At 64.5% G+C, this 23,379-nt stretch carries 25 protein-coding genes and 1 riboswitch; of the genes, 9 read left to right on the top strand and 16 right to left on the bottom strand.

All coding sequences use genetic code 11. The features are described 5' to 3' along the window. Positions 1-192: 192 nt before the first annotated feature. The 4 genes from ribBA to nrdR form a co-directional block, all read right to left on the bottom strand. Positions 193-1,272 carry a bifunctional 3,4-dihydroxy-2-butanone-4-phosphate synthase/GTP cyclohydrolase II gene (gene ribBA, locus BM186_RS22690; protein WP_072424491.1) on the bottom strand — a complete coding sequence of 360 codons (1,080 nt, stop codon included), beginning with the start codon at positions 1,270-1,272 and terminating at the stop codon, positions 193-195. Positions 1,273-1,284: 12 nt separating this feature from the next. Next, positions 1,285-1,947 (bottom strand): riboflavin synthase, encoded by a 663-nt coding sequence (locus tag BM186_RS22685; protein ID WP_003243995.1) that lies wholly within the window; start codon positions 1,945-1,947, stop codon positions 1,285-1,287. Between the two features lie 126 nt (positions 1,948-2,073). Beyond that, positions 2,074-2,228: riboswitch (FMN riboswitch) on the bottom strand. A gap of 194 nt (positions 2,229-2,422) precedes the next feature. Beyond that, positions 2,423-3,538 carry a bifunctional diaminohydroxyphosphoribosylaminopyrimidine deaminase/5-amino-6-(5-phosphoribosylamino)uracil reductase RibD gene (gene ribD, locus BM186_RS22680; protein WP_074918551.1) on the bottom strand — a complete coding sequence of 372 codons (1,116 nt, stop codon included), beginning with the start codon at positions 3,536-3,538 and terminating at the stop codon, positions 2,423-2,425. After that, entirely contained in the window at positions 3,535-4,002 is a 468-nt protein-coding gene (gene nrdR, locus BM186_RS22675) for a transcriptional regulator NrdR (RefSeq protein ID WP_003243991.1), read from the bottom strand. The genes ribD and nrdR overlap by 4 nt, the downstream gene beginning before the upstream one ends. A gap of 145 nt (positions 4,003-4,147) precedes the next feature. Between nrdR and BM186_RS22670 the strand changes: the two genes are divergently transcribed. Genes BM186_RS22670 through trxA form a run of 3 tightly spaced genes read left to right on the top strand, consistent with a single transcriptional unit; the run spans position 4,148 to position 6,172 of the window. Further along, on the top strand, positions 4,148-4,588 hold the full coding sequence (locus BM186_RS22670) for a hypothetical protein (RefSeq protein WP_072424494.1): 441 nt from the start codon (positions 4,148-4,150) through the stop codon (positions 4,586-4,588). Continuing rightward, positions 4,585-5,244 (top strand): class I SAM-dependent methyltransferase, encoded by a 660-nt coding sequence (locus BM186_RS22665; RefSeq protein ID WP_074918549.1) that lies wholly within the window; start codon positions 4,585-4,587, stop codon positions 5,242-5,244. Before BM186_RS22670 ends, BM186_RS22665 begins: the two co-directional genes overlap by 4 nt. Positions 5,245-5,299: 55 nt before the next feature. Then, on the top strand, positions 5,300-6,172 hold the full coding sequence (trxA, locus tag BM186_RS22660) for a thioredoxin (protein WP_074918547.1): 873 nt from the start codon (positions 5,300-5,302) through the stop codon (positions 6,170-6,172). Positions 6,173-6,298: 126 nt separating this feature from the next. Here the strand turns inward: trxA and BM186_RS22655 are convergent, their stop codons facing one another. Next, the gene (locus BM186_RS22655) at positions 6,299-6,640 is read right to left on the bottom strand and encodes a hypothetical protein (RefSeq protein WP_072424497.1); all 342 of its coding nucleotides are present in this window, start codon (positions 6,638-6,640) and stop codon (positions 6,299-6,301) included. Positions 6,641-6,753: 113 nt separating this feature from the next. Here BM186_RS22655 and BM186_RS22650 point away from each other — a divergent pair, with 113 nt between their 5' ends. The 4 genes from BM186_RS22650 (at position 6,754) to BM186_RS22635 (ending at position 10,101) form a co-directional block, all read left to right on the top strand. Then, a complete protein-coding gene (locus tag BM186_RS22650; RefSeq protein ID WP_074918545.1) occupies positions 6,754-7,338 on the top strand; it encodes a DUF2796 domain-containing protein in 585 nt (194 codons plus the stop codon). Positions 7,339-7,552: 214 nt separating this feature from the next. Further along, positions 7,553-8,260: an ABC transporter ATP-binding protein gene (locus tag BM186_RS22645; protein WP_074918543.1), complete on the top strand. Its 708-nt coding sequence runs from the start codon at positions 7,553-7,555 to the stop codon at positions 8,258-8,260. A gap of 1 nt (position 8,261) precedes the next feature. Beyond that, the gene (locus BM186_RS22640) at positions 8,262-9,527 is read left to right on the top strand and encodes an ABC transporter permease (RefSeq protein ID WP_074918533.1); all 1,266 of its coding nucleotides are present in this window, start codon (positions 8,262-8,264) and stop codon (positions 9,525-9,527) included. Between the two features lie 52 nt (positions 9,528-9,579). Further along, entirely contained in the window at positions 9,580-10,101 is a 522-nt protein-coding gene (locus BM186_RS22635; RefSeq protein WP_017675594.1) for a DUF3299 domain-containing protein, read from the top strand. A gap of 181 nt (positions 10,102-10,282) precedes the next feature. Here BM186_RS22635 and BM186_RS22630 read toward each other — a convergent pair whose 3' ends face one another. Genes BM186_RS22630 through BM186_RS22605 form a run of 6 tightly spaced genes read right to left on the bottom strand, consistent with a single transcriptional unit; the run spans position 10,283 to position 15,139 of the window. Beyond that, a complete protein-coding gene (locus BM186_RS22630; RefSeq protein ID WP_074918531.1) occupies positions 10,283-11,380 on the bottom strand; it encodes a tetratricopeptide repeat protein in 1,098 nt (365 codons plus the stop codon). Positions 11,381-11,382: 2 nt separating this feature from the next. After that, complete coding sequence (locus tag BM186_RS22625) at positions 11,383-12,057, bottom strand: energy transducer TonB (RefSeq protein WP_074918529.1); 675 nt, start codon at positions 12,055-12,057, stop codon at positions 11,383-11,385. After that, the gene (locus BM186_RS22620; protein ID WP_021489595.1) at positions 12,057-12,467 is read right to left on the bottom strand and encodes an ExbD/TolR family protein; all 411 of its coding nucleotides are present in this window, start codon (positions 12,465-12,467) and stop codon (positions 12,057-12,059) included. The genes BM186_RS22625 and BM186_RS22620 overlap by 1 nt, the downstream gene beginning before the upstream one ends. 11 nt (positions 12,468-12,478) lie before the next feature. Beyond that, entirely contained in the window at positions 12,479-13,027 is a 549-nt protein-coding gene (locus BM186_RS22615) for a MotA/TolQ/ExbB proton channel family protein (protein WP_074682460.1), read from the bottom strand. Beyond that, positions 13,020-14,369, bottom strand: coding sequence for a MotA/TolQ/ExbB proton channel family protein (locus BM186_RS22610; RefSeq protein WP_074918527.1), 1,350 nt, complete (start codon positions 14,367-14,369; stop codon positions 13,020-13,022). Before BM186_RS22610 ends, BM186_RS22615 begins: the two co-directional genes overlap by 8 nt. Then, positions 14,366-15,139, bottom strand: coding sequence for a DUF3450 domain-containing protein (locus BM186_RS22605; RefSeq protein WP_074918525.1), 774 nt, complete (start codon positions 15,137-15,139; stop codon positions 14,366-14,368). Before BM186_RS22605 ends, BM186_RS22610 begins: the two co-directional genes overlap by 4 nt. 192 nt (positions 15,140-15,331) lie before the next feature. Between BM186_RS22605 and BM186_RS22600 the strand changes: the two genes are divergently transcribed. Beyond that, entirely contained in the window at positions 15,332-16,015 is a 684-nt protein-coding gene (locus BM186_RS22600; protein WP_074918523.1) for an OmpW family outer membrane protein, read from the top strand. Positions 16,016-16,070: 55 nt separating this feature from the next. Here BM186_RS22600 and BM186_RS22595 read toward each other — a convergent pair whose 3' ends face one another. The 4 genes from BM186_RS22595 to BM186_RS22580 are packed head-to-tail and all read right to left on the bottom strand — an operon-like array spanning position 16,071 to position 19,786. Then, complete coding sequence (locus BM186_RS22595; RefSeq protein WP_074918521.1) at positions 16,071-16,994, bottom strand: NAD-dependent epimerase/dehydratase family protein; 924 nt, start codon at positions 16,992-16,994, stop codon at positions 16,071-16,073. Then, positions 16,987-17,871 carry a sugar nucleotide-binding protein gene (locus tag BM186_RS22590; protein WP_074918519.1) on the bottom strand — a complete coding sequence of 295 codons (885 nt, stop codon included), beginning with the start codon at positions 17,869-17,871 and terminating at the stop codon, positions 16,987-16,989. Before BM186_RS22590 ends, BM186_RS22595 begins: the two co-directional genes overlap by 8 nt. A 19-nt stretch (positions 17,872-17,890) precedes the next feature. Then, positions 17,891-18,382, bottom strand: coding sequence for a single-stranded DNA-binding protein (locus tag BM186_RS22585; protein WP_003463262.1), 492 nt, complete (start codon positions 18,380-18,382; stop codon positions 17,891-17,893). A gap of 9 nt (positions 18,383-18,391) precedes the next feature. Then, entirely contained in the window at positions 18,392-19,786 is a 1,395-nt protein-coding gene (locus BM186_RS22580; protein ID WP_074918517.1) for an MFS transporter, read from the bottom strand. Between the two features lie 191 nt (positions 19,787-19,977). Here BM186_RS22580 and uvrA point away from each other — a divergent pair, with 191 nt between their 5' ends. Then, entirely contained in the window at positions 19,978-22,812 is a 2,835-nt protein-coding gene (uvrA, locus tag BM186_RS22575) for an excinuclease ABC subunit UvrA (protein ID WP_074918515.1), read from the top strand. Between the two features lie 46 nt (positions 22,813-22,858). Here the strand turns inward: uvrA and bfr are convergent, their stop codons facing one another. Then, positions 22,859-23,323 carry a bacterioferritin gene (gene bfr, locus BM186_RS22570; RefSeq protein ID WP_074918513.1) on the bottom strand — a complete coding sequence of 155 codons (465 nt, stop codon included), beginning with the start codon at positions 23,321-23,323 and terminating at the stop codon, positions 22,859-22,861. Positions 23,324-23,379: the final 56 nt, after the last annotated feature.

Raw genomic sequence — 23,379 nt, 5'->3', positions numbered from 1 at the left:
CATGCAGAGGGCTCACTTTCTCCCCTCTCCCATTTATGGGAGAGGGGGAGAGGGTTAGGCGTTGACCACAACACCCTCTCCCGCCCTGCGGGCACCCTCGGCTTTGGCATCCTGCGTCGCCCTACCTCCTGCATCCATGCAGTCGTCTCCCAGAGGGAGAGGGTCATCAGATGCGGCTCTTCAAGCCGCCTGTTAATCAGCCGGCAGGTATTCTACAACCTCGAGGTCGAAGCCGGATATCGCGTTGAACTTCATCGGCGAGCTCATCAGGCGCATCTTGCGCACACCAAGGTCGCGCAGAATCTGCGAGCCGGCGCCCACGGTACTGTAGGTCGCCGGATTAGCCGGCTGCTGGCGGCTGATCAGCGCCAGCAGCTCCGGCCCGGTCAGCGGGTTGCCCAGCAGCAGCACCACGCCGCTGCCGGCCTTGGCCACTTCCGCCATGGCAGCACGCATGCTCCAGCGCCCTGGCTGGTTGACCATGAACAGGTCGCGCAGCGGGTCCATGTTGTGCACGCGCACCAGGGTCGGTTCCTCGGCGCAGATGGTGCCCAGGGTCAGCGCCATGTGCGCGGTGTCTTCCACCGCGTCACGGTAGGTCACCAGGTTGAACTGGCCCAGTTCGGTGTCCAGCGGCTGCTCGCTGATGCGCTCGACGGTGCGCTCGTGGATCAGACGGTAGTGGATCAGGTCGGCGATGGTGCCGATCTTCAGGCCGTGCTCTTCGGCGAACTTTTCCAGCTCCGGGCGACGCGCCATGGTGCCGTCGTCGTTCATGATCTCGCAGATCACCCCGCTCGGCTCGAAACCGCCCATGCGCGCCAGGTCGCAGGCCGCTTCGGTGTGACCGGCACGGGCCAGTACGCCGCCAGGCTGGGCCATCAGCGGGAATATATGACCGGGGCTGACGATATCGTCGGCCACGGCATTGCGCGCCACAGCGGCCTGCACGGTACGCGCGCGGTCGGCGGCGGAGATGCCGGTGGTCACGCCCTCGGCAGCCTCGATGGAGACGGTGAACTTGGTGCCGAAGCCGGAGCCATTACGCGGCGCCATCAGCGGCAGCTTGAGCAGCTCGCAGCGCTCGCGGGTCATTGGCATGCAGATCAGGCCACGGGCAAAGCGGGCCATGAAGTTGATATGTTCGGCCGTCACGCATTCCGACGCGATGATGATGTCGCCTTCGTTCTCGCGGTCCTCGTCATCCATGAGGATGACCATCTTGCCGGCGCGGATGTCTTCGATCAGTTCTTCAGCGGTATTGAGCGCCATCGGGGCGTCTCCTCAATTCTTCAGGTAGCCGTGTTCGGCGAGAAAGCTTTCGGTCAGGCCCGAGGCCTTGGGCTCTGCGGCCTTGTCGCCGAGCAGCAGGCGCTCCAGGTAGCGAGCCAGCAGGTCGACTTCGAGGTTGACCTTACGCCCGGCCTGGTAGTCGACCATGATGGTCTCGGCCAGGGTGTGCGGCACGATGGTCAGTTCGAACTCGGCGCCATCGACCGCGTTGACGGTCAGGCTGGTGCCGTCGACGGTGATCGAGCCCTTGTGCGCGATGTACTTGGCCAGCTCACGCGGGGCGCGCACCCTGAACTGCACGGCGCGGGCGTTATCGGCTCGGGAGACGATCTCGCCGACGCCGTCGACGTGGCCGCTGACCAGGTGCCCGCCGAGGCGGCTGGTGGGCGTCAGGGCCTTTTCCAGGTTAACCGCGCTGCCGGGTTTGAGGTCGACGAAGGCGGTACGCGCCAGCGTCTCGCGGCTGACGTCGGCCCAGAAGCCGTCGCCGGGCAGTTCCACTGCGGTCAGGCACACGCCGTTGACGGCGATGCTGTCGCCGAGCTTGACGTCGCCCAGATCGAGCTTGCCGGTGGCCACGTAGACGCGCACGTCGCCGCCCTTGGGCGTCATGGCGCGGATGCTGCCGATGGCTTCGATTATGCCGGTGAACATGCGCGCTCCGGTGTCACGTTGAAGATGGTGCTGAACAGCATGGACGAACTCCTGTTTTGGTCAAAAACAGGGCAATGCCGATCGATAGGGATTTCGCGGACGCGCAAAAAGCGCCCGAGGAGGGAATCCCGCTCTCTCTTTATCCGGACTATACCGTCGGCCCCGGAATCGCACCGGGTCTGCTGGACCTCGCCAGGCAGGTGCCATGGCGAGCGCTCGCGGGCTAGGTTCTGCGAACCATTACCGCCGGTGGGGAATTCCACCCCGCCCTGAGAACGTTGCGGCCATATGAATGGCCGCGTGGCGTTTTACCATATTTATCGCAGCGCTGCATGGCCTGTAGGGTGCGCTGTGCGCACCAGGGCCAACCGCCGATCTACCAGGCCAGCACCTGTTCCCGTGCCAGCTCGAATCATTGCCGCCAGGCAAAGGGGATGTGGAGAGAGCCGCGGCGGCCACGGTGCGCACGGCGCCCCTACCTGGCCTTGGGCACCGCGGTGATCTGCCAGTCGTCGCCCACGGCGCGGATATCGACAATCTGCAGCTCCGGCGCCTCGGCCATACGGTTGAGCGGCAGCTCGAACAACGGCCGAGCACTGGAGCCGAGCAGCTTGGGCGCAACGAAGATGCGGTACTCGTCCACCAACCCGGCACGCGCGAAGGCGCCGGCCAGACGCGGCCCGGCTTCGACCAGCACCTCGTTGACGCCACGGCCGGCCAGTTCCAGCAGCAACTTGCGCAAATCGACGTGACCATTGCTGCCCGGCACGGCAAGCAGTTCGTGGCCGTCGGCCAGGTAGCGGTCGCGCGCGGCAGCGGCCGCGCAGGTGGCCACCAGCGCCGGGCCGACCTGGAAGAAGGACTTGCTCATCGGCACCCGCAGCCGGCCATCGACCAGCACCCGCAGTGGCGGCCGCGAGGCTGCCATGAAGGTGGCCTCCACACCCAGTCCCAGCTCATCGGGGCGCACGGTCAACCGGGCATCGTCAGCTAGCACGGTATCGGCACCGCTGAGCACCACGCTGGACTGCGCACGCAAACGCTGCACCTCGGCACGCGCCGCCGGGCCGGTGATCCACTGGCTTTCGCCACTGGCCATGGCCGTGCGGCCATCGAGACTCATCGCCGATTTGACTCGCACAAACGGCAGGCCGGTTTCCATGCGCTTGATGAAGCCGACATTGAGCGCGCGCGCCTCGGCCTCCAGCACGCCGGCCAACACCTCGATACCGGCATTGGCCAGGCGCAACAAACCGCGACCCGCGACCTGCGGGTTGGGATCCTGCATCGCCGCGACCACCCGGCCGACACCGGCGGCGACCAGCGCATCGGCGCAGGGCGGCGTACGCCCATGGTGACTGCAGGGTTCCAAAGTGACATAGGCGGTGGCACCGCGCGCCCGTTCGCCTGCCTGGCGCAGAGCATGCACCTCGGCGTGCGGTTCACCGGCACGAGCATGCCAGCCCTCGCCGACGATCTCGCCATCACGCACGATGACGCAGCCAACACGCGGATTGGGATGAGTGGAGTAAAGGCCTTTGCGCGCCAGCCGCAGGGCGCGCGCCATGAACAAGTGGTCGCGCTCGCTCATCGGCTTTTCGACGGCTCGCGGGCCAGGCGTTCGATCTCTTCGCGGAACTCGTTGAGATCCTGAAAGCGTCGATACACCGAGGCGAAACGAATGTAGGCCACCTCGTCGAGCTTGCTCAGCTCGGTCATCACCAACTCACCGAGCACCAGCGATTTCACCTCACGTTCGCCGGTGGCACGCAGTTGCTGCTTGATGCGGGCGATGGCCTCTTCCAGGCGCTCGACGCTTACCGGGCGTTTTTCCAGCGCACGCTGCATGCCGGCGCGCAGCTTCTCTTCATCGAAGGGCTGACGACTGCCGTCCTGCTTGATCAGGCGCGGCATCACCAGCTCGGCGGTTTCGAAAGTGGTGAAGCGCTCGCCGCAGGCCACACATTCGCGGCGGCGGCGAACCTGATCGCCCTCGGCGACCAGGCGGGAATCGATGACCTTGGTGTCGTTGGCGGCGCAGAAGGGACAATGCATGGCAGGCGCTGACTGATTGGCGGCAAAGGCGCCATGGTAGCGCATAGCACGCCGTTGAAAAATGTAAGTAGCCTTGAGAAGGCCTGCTTGGCAGGTACAAGACAAATTAAGCTATGGGCAAGCACCTCCAAGAGCAGTACATGCCATGAACCGATACCTGCCCCTTCTGCCACTGGCCCTGAGCGGCCTGCTTGCCGCCTGCGCCGGCGAGCCAACAACCACCGTGCCGCCCCCCATGCCTGCACCTGCACTGGCAGCCCCCAGCACTGCGCCGATTCATGGCCCTGGCCTGCGTGGCGAGTTGCTTGGCGTCGCGGCAGGCGCCGATGTCGACCTGGCACTGCTGGGCGTGGATATGCGCGGCAGGCCGCGCGCGCTGCTCGGCCAGGTTCATCTGCGTGGAAGCGGCGAAGCGCTGCCGTTTCATCTGCCCCTGAGCAACCTGCAGACGCCGCAGGATCTGCGCCTGGAGCTGCGTGGCCGGGTCAGCCAGTCCGGGCGACTGGTGCAACGCCTGCCGGCACGCACCATCGCCGAGCTGCGCGATCAGGACCTTGGCGCACTGCAGCTGGTGCCGGCGCCATGAGGCCACCCGAAGCGCTGCAGCAGGCACTGAGCGACCTGCTCGGCGATGCCCGCCTGGTGGCCGAAACGCTGCCGGGTACCGATATCGCCCTATGGCTGATCGATGCCAGCAATATGGATCGCGCGTTCAACCCCGAGGAAACCCGCCGCATCCTCGAAGAGCCGCCCTACTGGTGCTTCTGCTGGGCCAGCGGCCTGGTGCTCGCCCGCTGGCTCACCGAACGCCCCGAGTGGGTACGCGGCAAACGCGTGCTGGATTTCGGCGCAGGCTCCGGCGTGGCTGCCATCGCCGCAGCCAAGGCGGGTGCCGCCGAAGTGGTGGCCTGCGACCTCGACCCAGTGGCGCTGGCCGCCAGCCGCGCCAATGCCGAGCTCAACGGCGTGACGCTGAACTACTCGGAAGATTTCTTCGCCGAAGCGGACCGCTACGACCTGATTCTGGTTGCCGACGTGCTTTATGATCGCGCCAACCTGCCGCTGCTCGATCATTTTCTCAGCCGCGGCCATCAGGCGCTGGTGGCCGATTCGCGGGTCAAGGATTTCCAACATCCGCTCTACCAGCGCCTGGCAATGCTGGATGGCTGCACCTGGCCGGACCTGGCCGAGCCGGCGGAATTCCGCGAAGTCAGCCTGTATCACGCCGCGCGCCCCTTGTAACCGCGCCACACTGCCCGCATTAATAGGCCATTGCCCTGCTTTTTCGAGACCGACCATGAGCGACTCCCCCTACATCTTCGACATCTCCGGCGCCGCCAGCTTCGAGCAACTGGTGATCGAGAACTCCTTCCACAAACCGGTGCTGGTGGACTTCTGGGCCGAGTGGTGCGCGCCGTGCAAGGCGCTGATGCCGATGCTGGCGAAGATCACCGAGGAATACGCCGGTGAATTGCTGCTGGCCAAGGTCAACTGCGATATCGAGCAGGACATCGTCATGCGTTTCGGCATTCGCAGCCTGCCGACCGTGGTGCTGTTCAAGAACGGTCAGCCGGTGGACGGCTTCGCCGGTGCCCAGCCGGAAGCGGCGATCCGCGAAATGCTCAAACCCCATGTCGCCGAACCGGCTCCTGCCGCTGCCAATCCGATGGAAGCTGCCCAGGCGTTGTTCACCGAAGGACGTTTTGCCGACACCGAAGCGCTACTCAAGCAGGTGCTGACGGAAGACAACGAGAACGCGGCCGCGCTGATTCTCTACGCACGCTGCCTGGCCGAACGCGGCGAGCTGGGCGAGGCGGAAACCGTGCTCAACGCGGTCAAGGGTGATGAGCACAAGCAGGCACTGGCCGGCGCCAAGGCGCAGCTGACCTTCCTGCGCCAGGCCGTCGACATGCCAGACGCTGCCACGCTGAAAAGCCGCCTGGCACAGAATGCCGAGGATGACGAAGCGGTGTATCAACTGGCCGTGCAACAACTGGCGCGCCAGCAGTACGAAGCGGCGTTGGACGGCCTGCTCAAGCTGTTCGTGCGCAATCGCAGCTACAGCGACGGCCTGCCCCACAAGACCCTGCTGCAGGTGTTCGATCTGCTAGGCGGCGACCACCCGCTGGTCACCAGCTACCGCCGCAAGCTGTATCAGGCGATCTACTGACCTCTCGGACTTTAAATAACACTCGCCGTAGGGTGCGCCATGCGCACAGGAAGCTCATCAGTCCAAGCGGGTAATACTTGGTGCGCGCAGCGCACCCTACGAGGAGCCAGCGCGAAACGGGATGCCCTACTCCTGCCAGTGATAGATCGGTGCATCCGCGCCGGTTTCCATGCGGATCTGCGAGCAGTGGCGCAGGCGCACCAGCAGACGCTTGCCCGCTGCCTCACCGCCAGCCAGTGCCGCCAGTTGCGCCAGCAACCGCGGACCCTCGACCGAACCGGCATCGCGCACCAGTTGCAGTGTGGTCTGCCATAGTCGGTCACTGCTATCAGCCGCCGTCCCTGCTAAGGGCTGAATAGCCGCCGGTGTGACGGCGACGTGCTCTGCCAGTTGCACCCAGTCCTCGGCATCCAGCTCCAGCGTCAGATCCACCGGCCAGTCGCCAATGCGCCCACGTATTCGCACCATGTTCAGCCTCCAGTCAGGATCTTGCATGCTCCCATGACAGCGCCAGGCTGGCCAGTTCGCCACGAAAGTTGTTATAACGTAACAATCAAATCGCACCTACGCTGGAGATAACCATGCGCCACCTGCTGCTCGCCCTGCCCTTAGCCCTGTTGCCCCTGGTCGCTGCCCAGGCTCATGAGCACGGCCATGATCACGACCACGAACATTCCCACGACAGCCTGGGTGCCCACGAGCATGGTGTCGCCAGCCTCAATGCCGCGCTGGACGGCAATCTGCTGGAGCTGCAATTCGAAAGCCCGGCGATGAACCTGGTCGGCTTCGAACATGCGGCCAAGAGCGATGCCGACAAGGCCAAGGTCGCGGCCGCCAAGCGCGAGCTGGAGCAGCCCATCAGCCTGTTCGCCCTGACCAGCGGCGACTGCAAGGCCACTCAGGTCGAACTGCAAAGCCCGCTGTTTGGCGACGCAGACCACGACCACGACCACGACCACGACCATCATGATCATGAGGGCGAACACAGCGACATCCATGCGCACTACCGCTTCGAATGCGCCAAGGCCAACGAATTGAAACAACTGGATCTGGCCGAGCTGTTCAAACGCTTCCCCGCCACCGAGAAGATTCAGGTACAACTGATCGGCCCGAACGGCCAACAGGGCGTGGAACTGACTCCAGCCCAGCCACGCCTGTCTTTCTGATGCCGCAGGGTGGATCGGGGCGCTTAGCTGGCGCTCTTTTCATCCACCACGCCTGCTTTGAGGGAGGGCCAGGGGCGACTCGCTTTAGCTGCCAAAAAGCTCGCTAAAACGCCTCCCACAACCTGCTCCGGAGGTGTGAATGCCATCCGAGAGCTCGGCTCAGATGATCAGGCCAGCATGCCCGGCTTTTCATGAACGACGATTCGAAGAAACCATGACCCAACCTCTGATCGAACTCGCCGATCTCGGCTTCGCCTGGCCTGGCCAGGCGCAGTTGCTGAATATTCCCCATTTCACCCTGGCGCGTGGCGAAACCCTGTTTCTCAAGGGCCCCAGCGGCAGCGGCAAGACCACCCTACTCGGCCTGCTGGGTGGCGTGCAGAAGGCCCAGCACGGACACATCCGCCTGCTCGGCCAGGATCTTGGCCAGCTCTCGGCCGGTGCCCGTGATCGCTTCCGCGTCGATCACACCGGCTACATCTTCCAGCAGTTCAACCTGTTGCCCTTTCTCTCGGTGCGCGAGAACGTCGAACTGCCCTGCCGCTTCTCGCGTCTGCGCGCAGAACGTGCGCGCCAGCGCCATGGCAGCGTCGATGCTGCAGCCGCGGCGCTGCTCGACCACCTCGGCCTGCGCGCCGAACTGCTCGGCCGCCGCGCCGACGAGCTGTCCATCGGCCAACAACAACGCGTTGCCGCCGCGCGTGCACTGATCGGCCAACCGGAACTGGTGATCGCTGACGAACCCACTTCGGCGCTGGACTTCGACGCCCGCGAAGCCTTCCTGCGACTGTTGTTCGCCGAATGCCGCGCCGCCGGCGCCAGCCTGCTGTTCGTCAGCCACGACCAGAGCCTGGCGCCGCTATTCGACCGCAGCCTGTCGCTGGCCGAACTGAACCGCGCCACGCGCGCCCAGGAGGCCTGAGATGCACCTGATCCGCATCGCCCTGGCCAGCCTGGCCAACCGACGCTTCACCGCCTTGCTCACGGTATTCGCCATCGCCCTCTCGGTGTGCCTGCTGCTGGCCGTGGAACGTGTACGTACCGAGGCGCGCGCCAGCTTCGCCAATACCATCAGCGGCACCGACCTGATCGTTGGCGCACGCTCGGGTAGTGTGAACCTGCTGCTGTACTCGGTATTTCGCATCGGCAACGCCACCAACAACATCCGCTGGGACAGCTTCGAGCGCTTCGCCCAGCACCGTCAGGTGAAGTGGGCCATCCCCATTTCCCTCGGCGACTCGCACCGCGGCTACCGGGTAATGGGCACCAGCACCGCCTATTTCGAGCATTATCGCTACGCCCGCAGCCAGGCGCTGCAACTGGCGCAGGGCCGCGAGTTTGCCGACGACCCGTTCGAGGTGGTTCTGGGCGCGGAAGTGGCGCAGGCGCTGGGCTACGGCCTGGGCGAGAAGATCGTTCTGGCCCACGGCGTCGCCACCATCAGCCTGGTCAAGCATGACGACAAGCCGTTCACCGTGGTCGGCATCCTCGAACGTACCGGCACGCCGGTGGACCGCACGCTGCACATCTCCCTGGCCGGGATGGAGGCGCTGCATATCGACTGGCAGAACGGTATGCCGGCACGCGGCGCGGCGCAGATCAGCGCGGATCAGGCACGCGCCATGGACCTGCAGCCAAAGCAGATCACCGCGTTCATGCTCGGTCTCAACAGCAAGATCGCCACCTTCAGCCTGCAGCGCGAGATCAACGAGTTCCGTGGCGAGCCGCTGCTGGCCATCCTGCCGGGTGTCGCCCTGCAGGAGCTGTGGAGCCTGATGGGCACCGCCGAACAGGCGCTGTTCGTGGTCTCACTGTTCGTCGTGCTGACTGGTCTGATCGGCATGCTCACCGCCATTCTCACCAGCCTCAACGAGCGTCGCCGGGAGATGGCCATCCTGCGCTCGGTGGGTGCTCGCCCCTGGCATATCGCCAGTCTGCTGGTGCTGGAGGCCTTCACCCTGGCGCTGGCAGGCGTGGCCTTCGGTGTCGCGCTGCTCTATCTGGGCATCGCCGGTAGCCAGGGTTTCGTCCAGGCCAATTACGGTCTGTACCTGGCACTCAATGCGCCGTCGAGTTACGAATGGAAACTGCTTGGCGGCATTCTCGCCGCCGCCGTGGCGATGGGCAGCGTACCGGCCTGGCGGGCCTATCGGCAGTCACTCGCCGACGGCCTGTCGATACGCCTGTAAGGCGCGATTCGCCTGTACACTGTGCAGGCGAATCACTGCACAGAGGTAATCCATGTTCCGCCCCCTGCTCGCCAGCCTGCTGCTGACGCTGGCCCTGCCGCTGGCCGCCGCCGATGTGCGCGAAATCACCTGGTCGGAGCTGATTCCGCCGGATGCTCCGCCGCAGGTCATCAACCCCGCGCCGATCCACGACCTCTCGCAATTGGCCGACGCCCTGGCTGAATCCGGCCCGGCCGCCATGCAGCAATCGCCGGCCGCCCCGGTGGTCAAGGAGCTCAATGGCCAGCAGGTGAAACTGCCCGGCTATATCGTGCCGCTGGATGTGACAGACGAAGGCCGGGTGGTGGAGTTTTTGCTGGTGCCCTACTTCGGCGCCTGCATCCACGTGCCGCCACCGCCCTCGAACCAGATCGTTCATGTCACCAGCGAACTCGGCGTGCTGCTCGATGCGCTGTACCAGCCCTTCTGGGTGGAAGGCCCGCTGAAGACCGAGCATGTCAGCAGCGAACTGGCAGAGGTCGGTTACCAGATGGAAGCGGACAAGATCTACGCCTACGAACTGCCGGATAGCTGACCCCTGCCGGGGCATTCGTAAGTGTGGCTGTAGGAGCGGCTTCAGCCGCGAAAAGATTCGCGGATAAATCCGCTCCTACAGAGATACGCCACCCAAGAAAAAGCCAGACACTAGGTCTGGCTTTTTCTTGGTGCGTACGGCGCACCCTACGGTAGGGTGCGCCGTGCGCACCGAGAACGACTCAACTGCGACTGGCTACCCGATTTTCTCGTTCGAAACGCAGCTCGCTTTCCGCCCACTGCCGCCACGAACGCACCTTGGCCCGCTCGGCACCGCCACGTTCGGCACGCGCCAGCGCATCCAGGCCGGCCTGCCAGCGCGACTGCTCCAGCTCCAGTTGAGCGACGTACAGCCAGTGTTTGCCATTGCCGCTGCGTTCGGCCAGCGGTCGCAACACGCGCACCGCAGCAGCACGATCACGCGCCTGCCACCAGAACAGGCCCAGACGCTCCTGGCGAGCCGCGGTATTGGCCAGCAGACCGCTGTCGAGCATGCCGGCGAGCAGCTTGGCGCCCTGCCAGGGCTGGTCGGCAGCGCCAGCCAGCAGCACCAGGTTGTCCAGTTCCGCCTCGCTGAAACGCAGACCCTTGCTGTGCGCCGCACGCAGGGTCGCCAGCGCCTTGTCGTTGCTGCCGGCCATCTGCTGCAGACCGGCCAGTTGGCGCCAGCCCTTGGCATCGTTCGGCTGGCGCGCCAGCAACTGACGCTGCCAGCGCTCGGCCTGGGCATAGCGCTTGAGGTCGGCGTTGGCACCCACCAGAAACTGCAGCCAGATGTCATCGGCCTTGGGATTGGCCTGCACGTAGCGCTCAGCCAGGGGCAATGCCTTGGCCGGCTGGTTCATTCCCTGATAGGCCTGCACCAGCATCTGCAACACCTCCTCGGAGGCGCTGGCCTGATTCGGCGCCAGCAGCTCGACGACCTTGGCGTAGCGGCGCTCGCCCAGGTTGAGCTTAGCCAGGTTAAGGCGCTCGCCAGCCAGCATCTCGGCGTCCAGCTTGCCGCTGCGCACGGCCTTGTCCAACCAGTCGATGGCCTGGCCGTTGTTGCCGGCCGACCAGGCCACGTAGGCCTTGCTGCGCCAGACCAGTGCCTCTTCGAGGCTGCCGCTCTTGGCCTGGACATCATCCAGCGCGCGTCGTGCAGCGGCATAATCGCCCTTCTGCTGCGCAACCTGCGCCGTGTTCAGAGCCTTAAACACGGCCGGGTCGACGGTCTGCTGGGCCATGCCAGGCACGGCCGCAGCACTGAGCATCACGAGCAACAACCAACGGTACATGGTCAGCTCCTTTCCAGACGGAAGTAGAGGGTCTTCACCGCTTCGCGGTCCACCGCCAGGCCACCCTCGGTACGTGGCGCGAAGCGCCAGCGAGAGGCGGCACGGCGTGCTTCGCGCTCGAAGACGTTACGCGGGTTGGCCTCCAGCACGCGGATATTCTCCACGTTGCCGGAGCGATTGATGGTGAAAGCCAGTTTGACGAAACCTTCGATGCCACGCTGCAGCGCATAACGCGGGTATTCCGGGCGCACGTCGTTGAGCGGCATGACTTCGCTCTCCATGCCGCCCATCTGCCCACCGGACTCGCTCGGCGGCGTCGGCGCTGGAGCACCCGGCGCAAGGCCGGACAGACTCGGTGCCGGCGCGCTGTTGACGGCAATACCGCTGGCCAGGCTGGGCAGCTGGATATCCAGCGCCGGCAGGTTGGCATTCGGCGTGGCCGTTTGCGGCGTCGGCGGCGTGGGGGGCTGCGGCGTCTGCGGTTGCGGCGGCTGCGGTGCCTGCTGACGGGTGCGGCTGGCGGTCTCGCTGGCGTTACCGTCCATGCGCACGAAGTTGGCCACGCTGACCGGCTCCTGGTTCACCTTGGCGCTCGGTGGCGCGACCATATACAGCATCAGGGCGAACAGCCCCAAGGCCATCAGGCAGGCGCCGAGAAAAGACAGCGGCAGGCGCATCAGTTGACTCCGCTACCGGCGGCCAGGGCGACATCCTGCACGCCGGCCAGTCGCGCCTGATCCATCACCTGAACCACCAGGCCGGTACGCGCATCCTGATCGGCCTGTACCACCACGGCGCCTTCCGGCTGATCGACGCGCATGCGCTCGACATGGGCACGCACGCTGCGGATGTCCACCGGCTGCTTGTCCATCCAGATCTGCCCGTCGGCAGTGACGGCGATAAGGATATTGCCCTTGTCCTGCGGGCTGGCGGTTTCCGCCTGCGGGCGCTGCACCTCGACCCCGGACTCACGAATGAAGGAGCTGGTGACGATGAAGAAGATCAGCATGATGAAGACCACGTCGAGCATCGGCGTGAGGTCGATACCGGTGTCTTCGTCCTGCTGGTGGTGACGACGCATTCTCATGTTGGGCGATCTCAGTCGTGACGCAGCTGGTCGGCCAGCCGCTCGATGGCCTGGCTGGCTTCGCGTTCGAGGCGCGCCAGGCTGAACAATCCAGGAATGGCCAGAACCATGCCGGCCATGGTCGGCAGGGTCGCCTGCCAGACGCCTGCGGCCATGCCACGTGGGTTACCGGTGCCGTTGAGGGCGAGCACGTCGAACACGGCGATCATGCCGAGCACGGTGCCGAGCAATCCCAGCAATGGATACAGCGCCACCAGGGTCTTGCCCAGGCGCAGCGGCGCCGCCAGTTGCTGACGCGCCTGTGCCAGCCAGGCCAGGCGCACGGCGCGCTGCCAGTTGCCGTTGTCATCGGCGAGCACCTGCTGCCAGGCCTCGCGGCGCTCCTGCACCCAGCGCGGGAAAATCCTGCGCATGTACCAGAAACGCTCGAACACCAGGGTCCAGAACACCACGCAGAGCACCGCCAGCGCCCACATCACCACGCCGCCGGCGCCCATGAAGTCGAGCAGTGCATAGGCACTGTCGACTGCACGCAGCCAGAAGGCGAACAGATCAGTCACGGCGCGGCGCTCCCGACAGGTGCAGGGCGATCAGGCCGGCGCTCTGCTGCTCCAGAATCTGGATCAGGCCCTTGCTGCGGCTGGCCAACAGGCTGTGCAGGAACAGCAGCGGAATGGCCACAACCAGGCCCAGTACGGTGGTCACCAGCGCCTGGGAGATACCGTCGGCCATCAGCCGCGAGTCGCCGCCACCGCTCTGGGTGATGGCCTGGAAGGTCACGATCATGCCGGTCACGGTGCCCAGCAGGCCGAGCAGCGGTGCCACGGCGGCGAGCAGCTTGAGCAGGCCCTGGCCTTTCTCCAGCGGCGGTGTCTCCTGCAGGATCGCTTCGTCGAGCTTCAGTTCCAGGGTTTCCAGATCCGCCAGTTGCGGCTTGGCACCCAGCACGCCAATCACGCGGCCCAGCGGGTTGTCATTGCGCGGCGCGCTGAGGTCGTGCATCTGCGCCTTGACGCCACTGCCAACGCGCCCCAGATAGACCATGCGCCACACAGCCAGAAGCAGGCCGAAAGCACCCAGCACGACGATCACCCAGCCGACCAGACCGCCCTGCTGCAGACGATCCCACAGGGTCGGCTGCTGCTGCAGCTGCGCCAGCAGGCTGCCACGGCTCGGGTCGATGGGCAGCGTGGCGAGCGCATCGGTGCTGCTCAGGTAGTCCTTGACCTGGCCCAGGCCGGACGGCTGACGTGGCGGGGCTACCAGTTGCCCTGCATCGGCGTCGTAACGCAGGAACGCATCGTCACCATATACGGCAAAGGCGCCAACACGCAGCACCTGCTGCTCCTGGCGCGAGCCATCGGCATTCACCACCGGCAGTTGCAGGCGCTCGATACGACCGCTGGCGGCCAGGTCTTCGAGCAGCAGCATCCAATAGCCGTCGAGGTCTTCGGCAGACGGCAGCGAACGGCTCTCGGCCAGTGCCTTGAGGCGCTTCAGGCGCTCCGGATACTGGGCGTTGAGCAGGCTGTCCTGCCATTGCCCGGCGACATCACCGGCACTCTGGCGTACCACACCGAACAGTTCACCGAGGTGGCCGACACGCTGCGCCAGAAGTTTTTCCTGCTCGGCCAGTTCGGCCTCCTGCCGGTCGAATTCGGCCTTCAGACGCTCGCTTTCGGCTTTCTGGGTATTCAGCGCGGAACGCGCGGCAGCCAGCAGCTGCGCCTGCTCGCTACGCTTGGCCAGGAAGGCCTGCTCGCGCTCCTGCATGGCGCTGACTTCAGCAGCGCGCTCGCTGCGAATGCGCTGCAGCAGTTGATCGGGGTTGAGGGTTTCGGCCACGGCGGCGAGTGCCGGCAACAGGCTGAGCGCCAATACGGCTACAACATGACGACTCATTGTGCGGCCTCCTCGGCCAGGGTCTTGATCGGCAGGGACAGCACGGCAGGCGCCTGTTGCTGACGGGCAATGGCGATGGCCTGAGTCAGCGGACGACGCGCGCTGCCGTCGAGCACTTCCCAGGCCTGGGTCTGCGGGTTCCACCAGCCGCTCTCGTGAGCATCGAGGGTCTGGTAATAGAGCATGCTGCGGCCCAGGCGCAGGAACTCGACGCTACGCGAGCCGCCATCGGCCTGGTTCAGCTCGCCACGCCAGGCTTCCAGGGTGCGACCGTAGTCGCTCTCGATCTGGTAGGCCTCGAGGATGCGGCGGTATTTGTCGGCCAGGCTGACGTCGGCGCGCGGCAGCAGATCCTGCAGCTGAGCCAGACGGTCTTCACGTTCTTCGGGCAGGAACGGCAGATCGGCGGCGATGAACTCACCCAGCACCTCGACCATCTTGACCATCTGCGGGCTCACCGCTTCCTGGGTACGTTCGATGCCATCGAGCTGCTTCTGATAACTGGCCAGTTCCTGACGCTGGGCTTCGACCAGGTCACGAAGTTGACTGTTATAACCTTTCAAAGCCTCAGCCTGCTGCAGGGCATTTCGGTACTCATTGAGCATCTCACGGCTGGCGTCATCCAACTGTTCGACACGGCCCTGGGAGGCTTTCGCCTCGGCGGCCAGGCGCTGGCTTTCGTCGAGCGCAGCATCCAGCGGCGCGGCAAGCAGCGAACCGCTGCTCAGCATCAGTGCCACGGCCAGGGAACGGAGGGGGAAGCGATTCATGCGCAGAGGGTCCTCGACAGACGGGCTTGCTTCAAAAAGAGAAACATTATCATCTACAGACGCATTCGAAGCAATGGACAAAACACCGCAACAGAGCTCGCCGATCTATTGAGCCAGGTCAAAAAGTGGATTGTTGCTTGGCTTAGCATTGATTCCAGCCAAAGACACAACCGACTCGAACTGGAGCTCGCCATGTACAAATCACTGTTCACTGCCTCGCTGCTGGCCCTCGCCATCGCCGCCCCTGTTGCCCAGGCCCACCAGGCCGGCGATGTCATCGTCCGCGCCGGTGCCATCACCGTCGATCCGCGCGAAGACAGCGGCAATATCGATCATGCCGTACTGGGCAAGGTAGCCGGCAGCGGCGCCACCCTGAACAGCGACACCCAGCTGGGCCTGAACTTCGCTTACATGGTGACCGACAACTTCGGCATCGAGCTGCTGGCGGCCACGCCGTTCAGCCACGACGTCGGTGTCAAGGGCATGCCTGGTGCCTTCGCCGGTCTGAACGGCAAGCTCGGTAGCCTCAAACACCTGCCGCCGACCCTCAGCGCTATTTACTATCCGCTAGATAAGAGCTCGGCCTTTCAGCCCTATGTCGGCGTCGGCATCAACTACACCTGGTTCTTCGATACCGAGCTGAGCAGCGAAGCTGAAGGCAAGGGCTTCCGGGGCCTGGACATGAAGGACTCCTGGGGCCTGGCCGGGCAGATCGGCATGGACTACATGCTGACCGACAACCTGATGCTCAACGCCCAAGTGCGCTACATCGATATCGATACCACCGGCACCACCTATCTGGCCGGCGACAAGGTCAAGGTCGATGTGGATGTCGACCCCTTCGTCTACATGGTCGGCCTGGGTTACAAGTTCTGATAACCCTCGCAGAAACGAAAAAGCCGGCGCATGCCGGCTTTTTCATGAGCTCGATTCACAAACCGAGCAGTTGGCGCAAGCCTTCACGCAGCGGCGTCTGCTCTGGCATGTGGTAATGAGCCTGCAAGCGCGCATTGTCAGCACGCGAATGGCGAATATCGCCAGCACGCGCCGGCAAGTGCGTCACCGGCGGCAGGCCGCCGCACAGCACGCCGATCTCAGCCAGCAATTGGTTGAGACTTACCGCCTGGCTCCAACCCACATTGAGCGGATCACTCACCACCTGCTCGCTGAGCAAGCCCTGCATCAACAGCGCGACCAGATCACCGACATAGAAGAAATCACGGGTCTGCTCACCATCACCGAAGACACTGATCGGCAGCCCCTGCTGCGCACGTTGGGTGAAGATACTGATCACCCCGGAGTACGGCGAGGATGGATCCTGGCGCGGCCCGAAGATATTGAAGAACCGAAACACCGCCGGCTCCAGGCCATGCTGACGGCGGTAGAAATCCAGATAGTGTTCGCCAGCCAGCTTGTCGGACGCGTAAGGCGTCAACGGCGCCTTGGCGGTGGCTTCATCGATTGCCACGCCCTCGCCATTATTGCCATAGATGGCCGCACTGGAGGCATAGACCACGCGTCGCACGCCATGCTGACGCATGGCCTCGCAGACATTCAGGGTACCGATGAAATTGCTCTGGTGCGTGGATACCGGATCATCCACAGAGGCCTGCACCGACGCCACCGCAGCCAGATGCGCTACCCCTGCACAACCAGCGACCGCCTGCGCGACCACCTCGGCATCGGCGACGTCGCCCTCGATGAAGCGCAAATGCGGGTTGTCCAGCGGCAGATTGCTGCGCTTGCCCATGGACAGATTGTCCAACACACGCACATTGTGACCGGCGGCCAGCAAGGCATCGACCAGGTTTGAACCGATAAAGCCTGCACCACCCGTTACGAGAAATTCAGCCATGGCGATAGTAACGATCCAGTAAGCTCGGCAGACCGGAGCGCCAGGCGCGCGGCTTGATGCCGAAGGTGTGAAGAATCTTCTTGCAGGCCAGCACGGCATGCTGCGGCTCATCGGCTGCATCCGGACGGGCGGCGTGCGCCTGCGGCGCAACATCCTCGACCAGATTGCTGCGATAGTGACGCGCCTCGCTCAGTACTGCCTGCCCCAGGCTCAGCGATGTACTCGCCTCATGGCCGCCGTAATGATAGGTACCCCACAAGGGCGACTCGCAATCGAGCTGCTTGAGCACGGCCAGAATCACCCGTGCAGCATCGTCCACCGGCGTCGGGTTGCCGCGCCGGTCATCGGCGAGGTAGAGCGCATCGTCGCGCTCGGCGCGCAGCAGAAAGCGCCCCAGCAACCCTTCACGGCTGTCATCGAGCAGCCAGCCGAAGCGCAGCAGCACGTGGCGCGGACAGATCGCCCGAACGCTCTGCTCCAGACGCCATAGCGCCTGGCCACGCAGCCCGAGGGGGACCGGCTCTTCCTTTTCGCTGTAAGCGGTGACACGTGAGCCATCGAAGACCCGATAGCTGGACGGCTGCAGCAAGACGATGGAATGGTGTTGGCACAGCTCGGCCAGGCGCTCCACCGCGCGTTCCTGCGTCTGCAGGCGCGACTCGGCCACCGACTCGGCCTGGAACCAGTCGAAGTAGTAAGCCAGGTTGATCAGTGCATCCGGGCGGGTCTCGTCGAGCAACTCGGTGAGGCTCGCCGCATCCCAGCCACCTTCCGGCGGGCGTGGCGCGAGGAAGCCGATGTCTTCCTCGGCGCCAAGACGGATCAGCGCTTGCCCCAGGGCACTACCACCGCCCAGCAGCATCAGGCGCATTCGCATAGGCTAGAGCCCGCTCAGATCAGAACGGGATGTCGTCATCGAAGCTGTCGTAGTCAGGCGCTGGCTGGGCCTGCTGCGGAGCCGGACGCTCCTGACGCGGGGCCTGTTGCGGCTCGCGCTGCGGAGCCGGACGCGACTGGCGCGGCGCGCCGCCTTCGTCACCGCTAGGACGACCGCCCAGCAGCTGCATGGTGCCCTGCATGTCGACGATGATCTCGGTGGTGTAACGCTTGATGCCGTCCTTTTCCCACTCGCGGGTCTGTAGCTTGCCCTCGATGTACACCTGCGAACCCTTGCGCAGGTACTCGCCGGCGATCTCGGCGACCTTGCCGAACAGGGCGACACGGTGCCATTCGGTCTTCTCGACCTTCTGCCCGGTCTGCTTGTCGGTCCACTGCTCGCTGGTGGCCAGGCTCAGGTTGGTGACCGCGTTGCCGCTGGGCAGGTAGCGTGTTTCCGGGTCCTGGCCGCAGGTGCCGACCAGAATGACTTTGTTAACCCCACGGGCCATAACGTTCTCCTAGACTCGGCACGCCGCTGGTGCCGATATGATCAGGCTTTCCAGCGTCGTGCGATCCACTTGTTGGGTATCGACTTTGATATAGATGGCCGCTTCGTCGACCACCACCACGGCGTCCGCCACTCCCGGCGTTGCCTTGAGGCGTTCGACCAGTCCGACATCGGCCAGTGCCGCGGCATCGAGCGGCAGGCGCAAACTGGTCACGTACGGCGGTTCGCGCATAGTAACAGCAATAGCCAGCCAAATTGCACAGAGCACGGCGCAGCCGATGAACACACCGCCCAGGCCCACGTGCTGGTACAGCCAGCCACCGAGAATGCCGCCCAGGGCTGCGCCGAGGAACTGGCTGGTGGAATAGACGCCCATCGCCGTGCCCTTGCCGCCTGCCGGCGCCACCTTGCTGACCAGCGACGGCAGCGAGGCCTCGAGCAGGTTGAAGGCGGTGAAGAACACCACGATACCCAGTACCAGCGCCCGCAGGCTGCTGCCGAAGAAAGCGAAGTAGAGCTCGCAGGCCAGCAACACGCTGACGGCACCGAGCAGCACGCGCTTCATCTGGCGTTTCTTCTCGCCATAGATGATGAACGGCACCATGCCGAAGAAGCCGATCAACAGCGCGGTGAGGTACACCCACCAGTGCTCTTCTTTGACCAAGCCGCCCTGCTCCACCAGCGCCAGCGGCAAGGCGACGAAACTGGCCATGAGCACCGCATGCAGGGCCAGGATGGCGAAGTCCAGACGCAGCAGGTCGCCATGCTTGAGGGTCGGCCACAGCGCCTGTGCCGCCACGCCGGATTCACGGTGCTGCAGCGGGCCGGTGTCTTTCGGCACGATGCCGGCGACGATCAGGATGCCGAGCAAGGCCATCGCCGCCGTCGCCCAGAACAGACCGGACAAACCGAAGGCGCGAGTCAGCAGCGGGCCGACCACCATGGCTATGGCGAACGACAGACCGATGCTCATGCCAATCATGGCCATGGCCTTGGTGCGGTGCTGCTCGCGAGTCAGATCCGACAACAACGCCATCACCGCCGCAGAGATCGCTCCAGCCCCCTGCAGCACACGCCCGGCGATCACGCCCCAGATCGAATCGGCATTGGCCGCCAGCACGCTGCCTGCAGCAAAAATCAGCAAGCCGGCGTAGATCACCGGGCGTCGGCCGATACGGTCACTGAGCATGCCGAAGGGAATTTGCAGCACAGCCTGGGTCAAACCATAGGCACCGATGGCCAGGCCGATCAGCGCGGGGGTACTGCCGGCCAGATCCATGCCGTAGGTGGCCAACACCGGCAGCACCATGAACATACCCAGCATACGAAACGCGAACACCATAGCCAGGCCGCCGGCCGCGCGGGTCTCGCTACTACTCATGCGCTCGCTGTGCGGATCGTGCATCGAATGAACCCTGAGGAAATCAGCCGGCGATTCTAGCAGCCGCCGTCGTTTCGGCACAGGCGCACACTTTGCCGCAGGGTAGCGCCTGGCCCTATACTCGACCGTTTTCCGCCCGCCCAGCGAGGCCCGTTGCAAGCCGCCTGAATTTGAAGCGGCAGTGGCAACGCAGATAGCATTCAGAGGTTCCCTAAGTGGACAAAATCCTGATCCGTGGGGCTCGCACCCACAATCTGAAGAACATCGACCTGACTCTGCCGCGCGACAAGCTGATCGTGATCACCGGCCTGTCCGGCTCCGGCAAGTCCTCTCTGGCCTTCGATACCCTTTACGCGGAAGGCCAGCGCCGTTACGTCGAGTCGCTGTCGGCTTACGCCCGGCAGTTCCTGTCGATGATGGAAAAGCCCGATGTCGACACCATCGAAGGCCTGTCACCAGCGATTTCCATCGAACAGAAATCCACCTCGCACAACCCGCGCTCGACCGTCGGCACCATCACCGAAATCTACGATTACCTGCGCCTGCTCTATGCCCGCGCCGGTATTCCGCGCTGCCCGGACCATGACGTGCCACTCGAGGCGCAAACCGTCAGCCAGATGGTCGACCAGGTGCTGGCGCTGCCGGAAGGCCGCAAGCTGATGCTGCTGGCACCAGTGGTCCGCGAGCGCAAGGGCGAGCATCTGTCGGTGTTCGAGGAGCTGCGCGCCCAGGGCTTCGTCCGCGCCCGGGTCAATGGCAAGCTGTTCGAGCTGGACGAGCTGCCTAAGCTGGACAAACAGAAGAAGCATTCCATCGACGTGGTGGTGGACCGCTTCAAGGTCCGTGAAGATCTGCAGCAGCGTCTGGCCGAGTCCTTCGAGACCGCCCTCGGCCTGGCCGACGGCATCGCCCTGATCGCCCCCATGGATGATGAGCCGGGCGAAGAGATCATCTTCTCCGCGCGCTTCGCCTGCCCGCATTGCGGCCACTCGATCAGCGAGCTGGAACCCAAGCTGTTCTCCTTCAACAACCCGGCCGGCGCCTGCCCGACCTGCGATGGCCTGGGCGTGAAGCAGTTCTTCGACGTCAAGCGCCTGGTCAATGGCGAACTGACCCTGGCCGAAGGCGCCATACGCGGCTGGGATCGGCGCAATGTCTACTACTTCCAGATGCTCGGTTCGCTGGCCGCGCACTACGGCTTCAGCCTGGAAGAGCCCTTCGACGAGCTGGCCGCCGAACACCAGAAAGTCATTCTGTTCGGCAGCGGTACGCAGAGCGTCGACTTCAAGTACCTGAACGACCGTGGCGACATCGTCAAACGTTCGCACCCCTTCGAGGGCATCATTCCCAACCTCGAGCGCCGCTACCGCGAGACCGAGTCGGCCAGTGTGCGCGAGGAGCTGGCCAAGTTCCTCAGCACCCAGCCCTGCCCCGATTGCCGTGGCACGCGCCTGCGCCGCGAAGCGCGGCATGTCTGGGTCGGCGAGAAGACCCTGCCGGCGGTGACCGGCCTACCGGTCGGCGATGCCTGCGATTACGTCGCCAACCTGCACCTGACCGGGCGGCGTGGCGAGATCGCCGAGAAGATCCTCAAGGAAATCCGCGAGCGCCTGCAGTTCCTGGTCAATGTCGGCCTCGATTATCTGACGCTGGATCGCAGCGCCGACACCCTGTCCGGCGGCGAAGCGCAACGCATCCGCCTGGCCAGCCAGATCGGCGCCGGCCTGGTGGGCGTGATGTACATCCTCGATGAGCCCTCCATCGGCCTGCACCAGCGCGACAACGAGCGCCTGCTGGGCACCCTCAACCACCTGCGCAACCTGGGCAATACGGTTATAGTGGTCGAGCACGACGAGGACGCCATCCGCATGGCCGATTACGTGGTCGATATCGGCCCGGGCGCCGGTGTGCATGGCGGCCGCATCGTCGCCGAAGGCACGCCGGACGAGGTGATGAATCACCCCGACTCGCTGACCGGCAAATACCTGTCCGGCCGTGAGAAGATCCGCTATCCGGCGCAGCGCACCCCGCGTGACAAGAAGAAACTGCTCAAGCTCAAGGGCGCACGGGGCAACAACCTGCGCAATGTCGATCTGGAGATTCCGGTGGGCTTGCTCACCTGCGTCACCGGCGTGTCCGGCTCAGGCAAGTCGACGCTGATCAACAACACCCTGTTCCCGCTGACCGCCACGGCGCTGAACGGTGCGACCACCCTGGAAGCAGCGCCGCACGATTCCTTCGACGGCCTGCAACACCTGGACAAGGTGGTCGACATCGACCAGAGCCCGATCGGCCGCACGCCGCGCTCCAACCCGGCCACCTACACGGGTCTGTTCACACCGATCCGCGAACTGTTCGCAGGCGTGCCGGAATCGCGCTCGCGCGGTTATGGCCCGGGCCGTTTCAGCTTCAACGTCAAGGGCGGGCGCTGCGAGGCGTGTCAGGGCGACGGCGTGATCAAGGTGGAAATGCACTTTCTGCCGGACATCTACGTGCCGTGCGACGTGTGCAAGGGCAAGCGCTACAACCGCGAAACCCTGGAAGTGAAGTACAAGGGCAAGAGCATCACCGAAGTGCTGGACATGACCATCGAGGAGGCCCGCACCTTCTTCGACGCAGTGCCGGCCATCGCCCGCAAGCTACAGACGCTGATGGACGTCGGCCTGTCCTATATCAAGCTGGGCCAGAGCGCGACCACCCTCTCCGGCGGCGAGGCGCAGCGGGTCAAGCTGAGTCGCGAACTGAGCAAGCGCGATACCGGCAAGACCCTGTATATCCTCGATGAGCCGACCACCGGCCTGCACTTCGCCGATATCCAGCAACTGCTGGACGTGCTGCACCGCCTGCGCGACCACGGCAATACCGTGGTGGTGATCGAGCACAACCTGGACGTGATCAAGACCGCCGACTGGCTGGTGGATCTCGGCCCCGAGGGCGGCTCCAAGGGCGGCATGATCATCGCCACCGGCACACCGGAGGACGTGGCCGACAATCCGGCATCGCATACCGGGCACTTCCTCAAGCCGCTGCTGGAACGCGACCGCGCCTGAAACGAGAGAGCCCCGCAGATGCGGGGCTCTTTTTTGGCAAATCAGCTTACATCTGACTTTGCAGGTACTTCTCCAGCCCCAGCTTGTCGATCAGCTGCAACTGAATCTCCAGCCAGTAGGCGTGGTCTTCCTCGGTGTCCTTGAGCTGCAGCAACAGGATGTCGCGGCTCTGATAATCCTGATGTTTCTCGCACAACTCGATGCCCTTGCTCAGAGCCCCGCGCACTTCGTACTCCAGGGCTAGATCCAGCTTCAGTGCCTCAGGTACGGTCTGCCCGAACGTGAAAGCGTTGGGCACCATGTCCGGCACACCCTCAAGGAAGATGATGCGCTTGAGCAGGGCATCGGCGTGCTGGGTTTCCTCTTCCATCTCGTGATTGATGCGCTCGTAGAGCTTGCTGAAGCCCCAGTCCTCATACAGCCGCGAATGAATGAAGTACTGGTCGCGCGCAGCCAGCTCGCCCTTGAGCAGGTGTTTGAGATAGTCGATGACTTCGGTATGGCCTTTCATGCCGGCAATCCTTGTTGCATTCGTGAGCAGGGGGCAATGCTCCGCCTGACGCCCGG

The sequence above is a fragment of the Ectopseudomonas toyotomiensis genome (assembly GCF_900115695.1).
Taxonomy (GTDB): domain Bacteria; phylum Pseudomonadota; class Gammaproteobacteria; order Pseudomonadales; family Pseudomonadaceae; genus Aquipseudomonas; species Aquipseudomonas toyotomiensis.
This window is presented reverse-complemented; position numbering and strand designations above follow the sequence as displayed.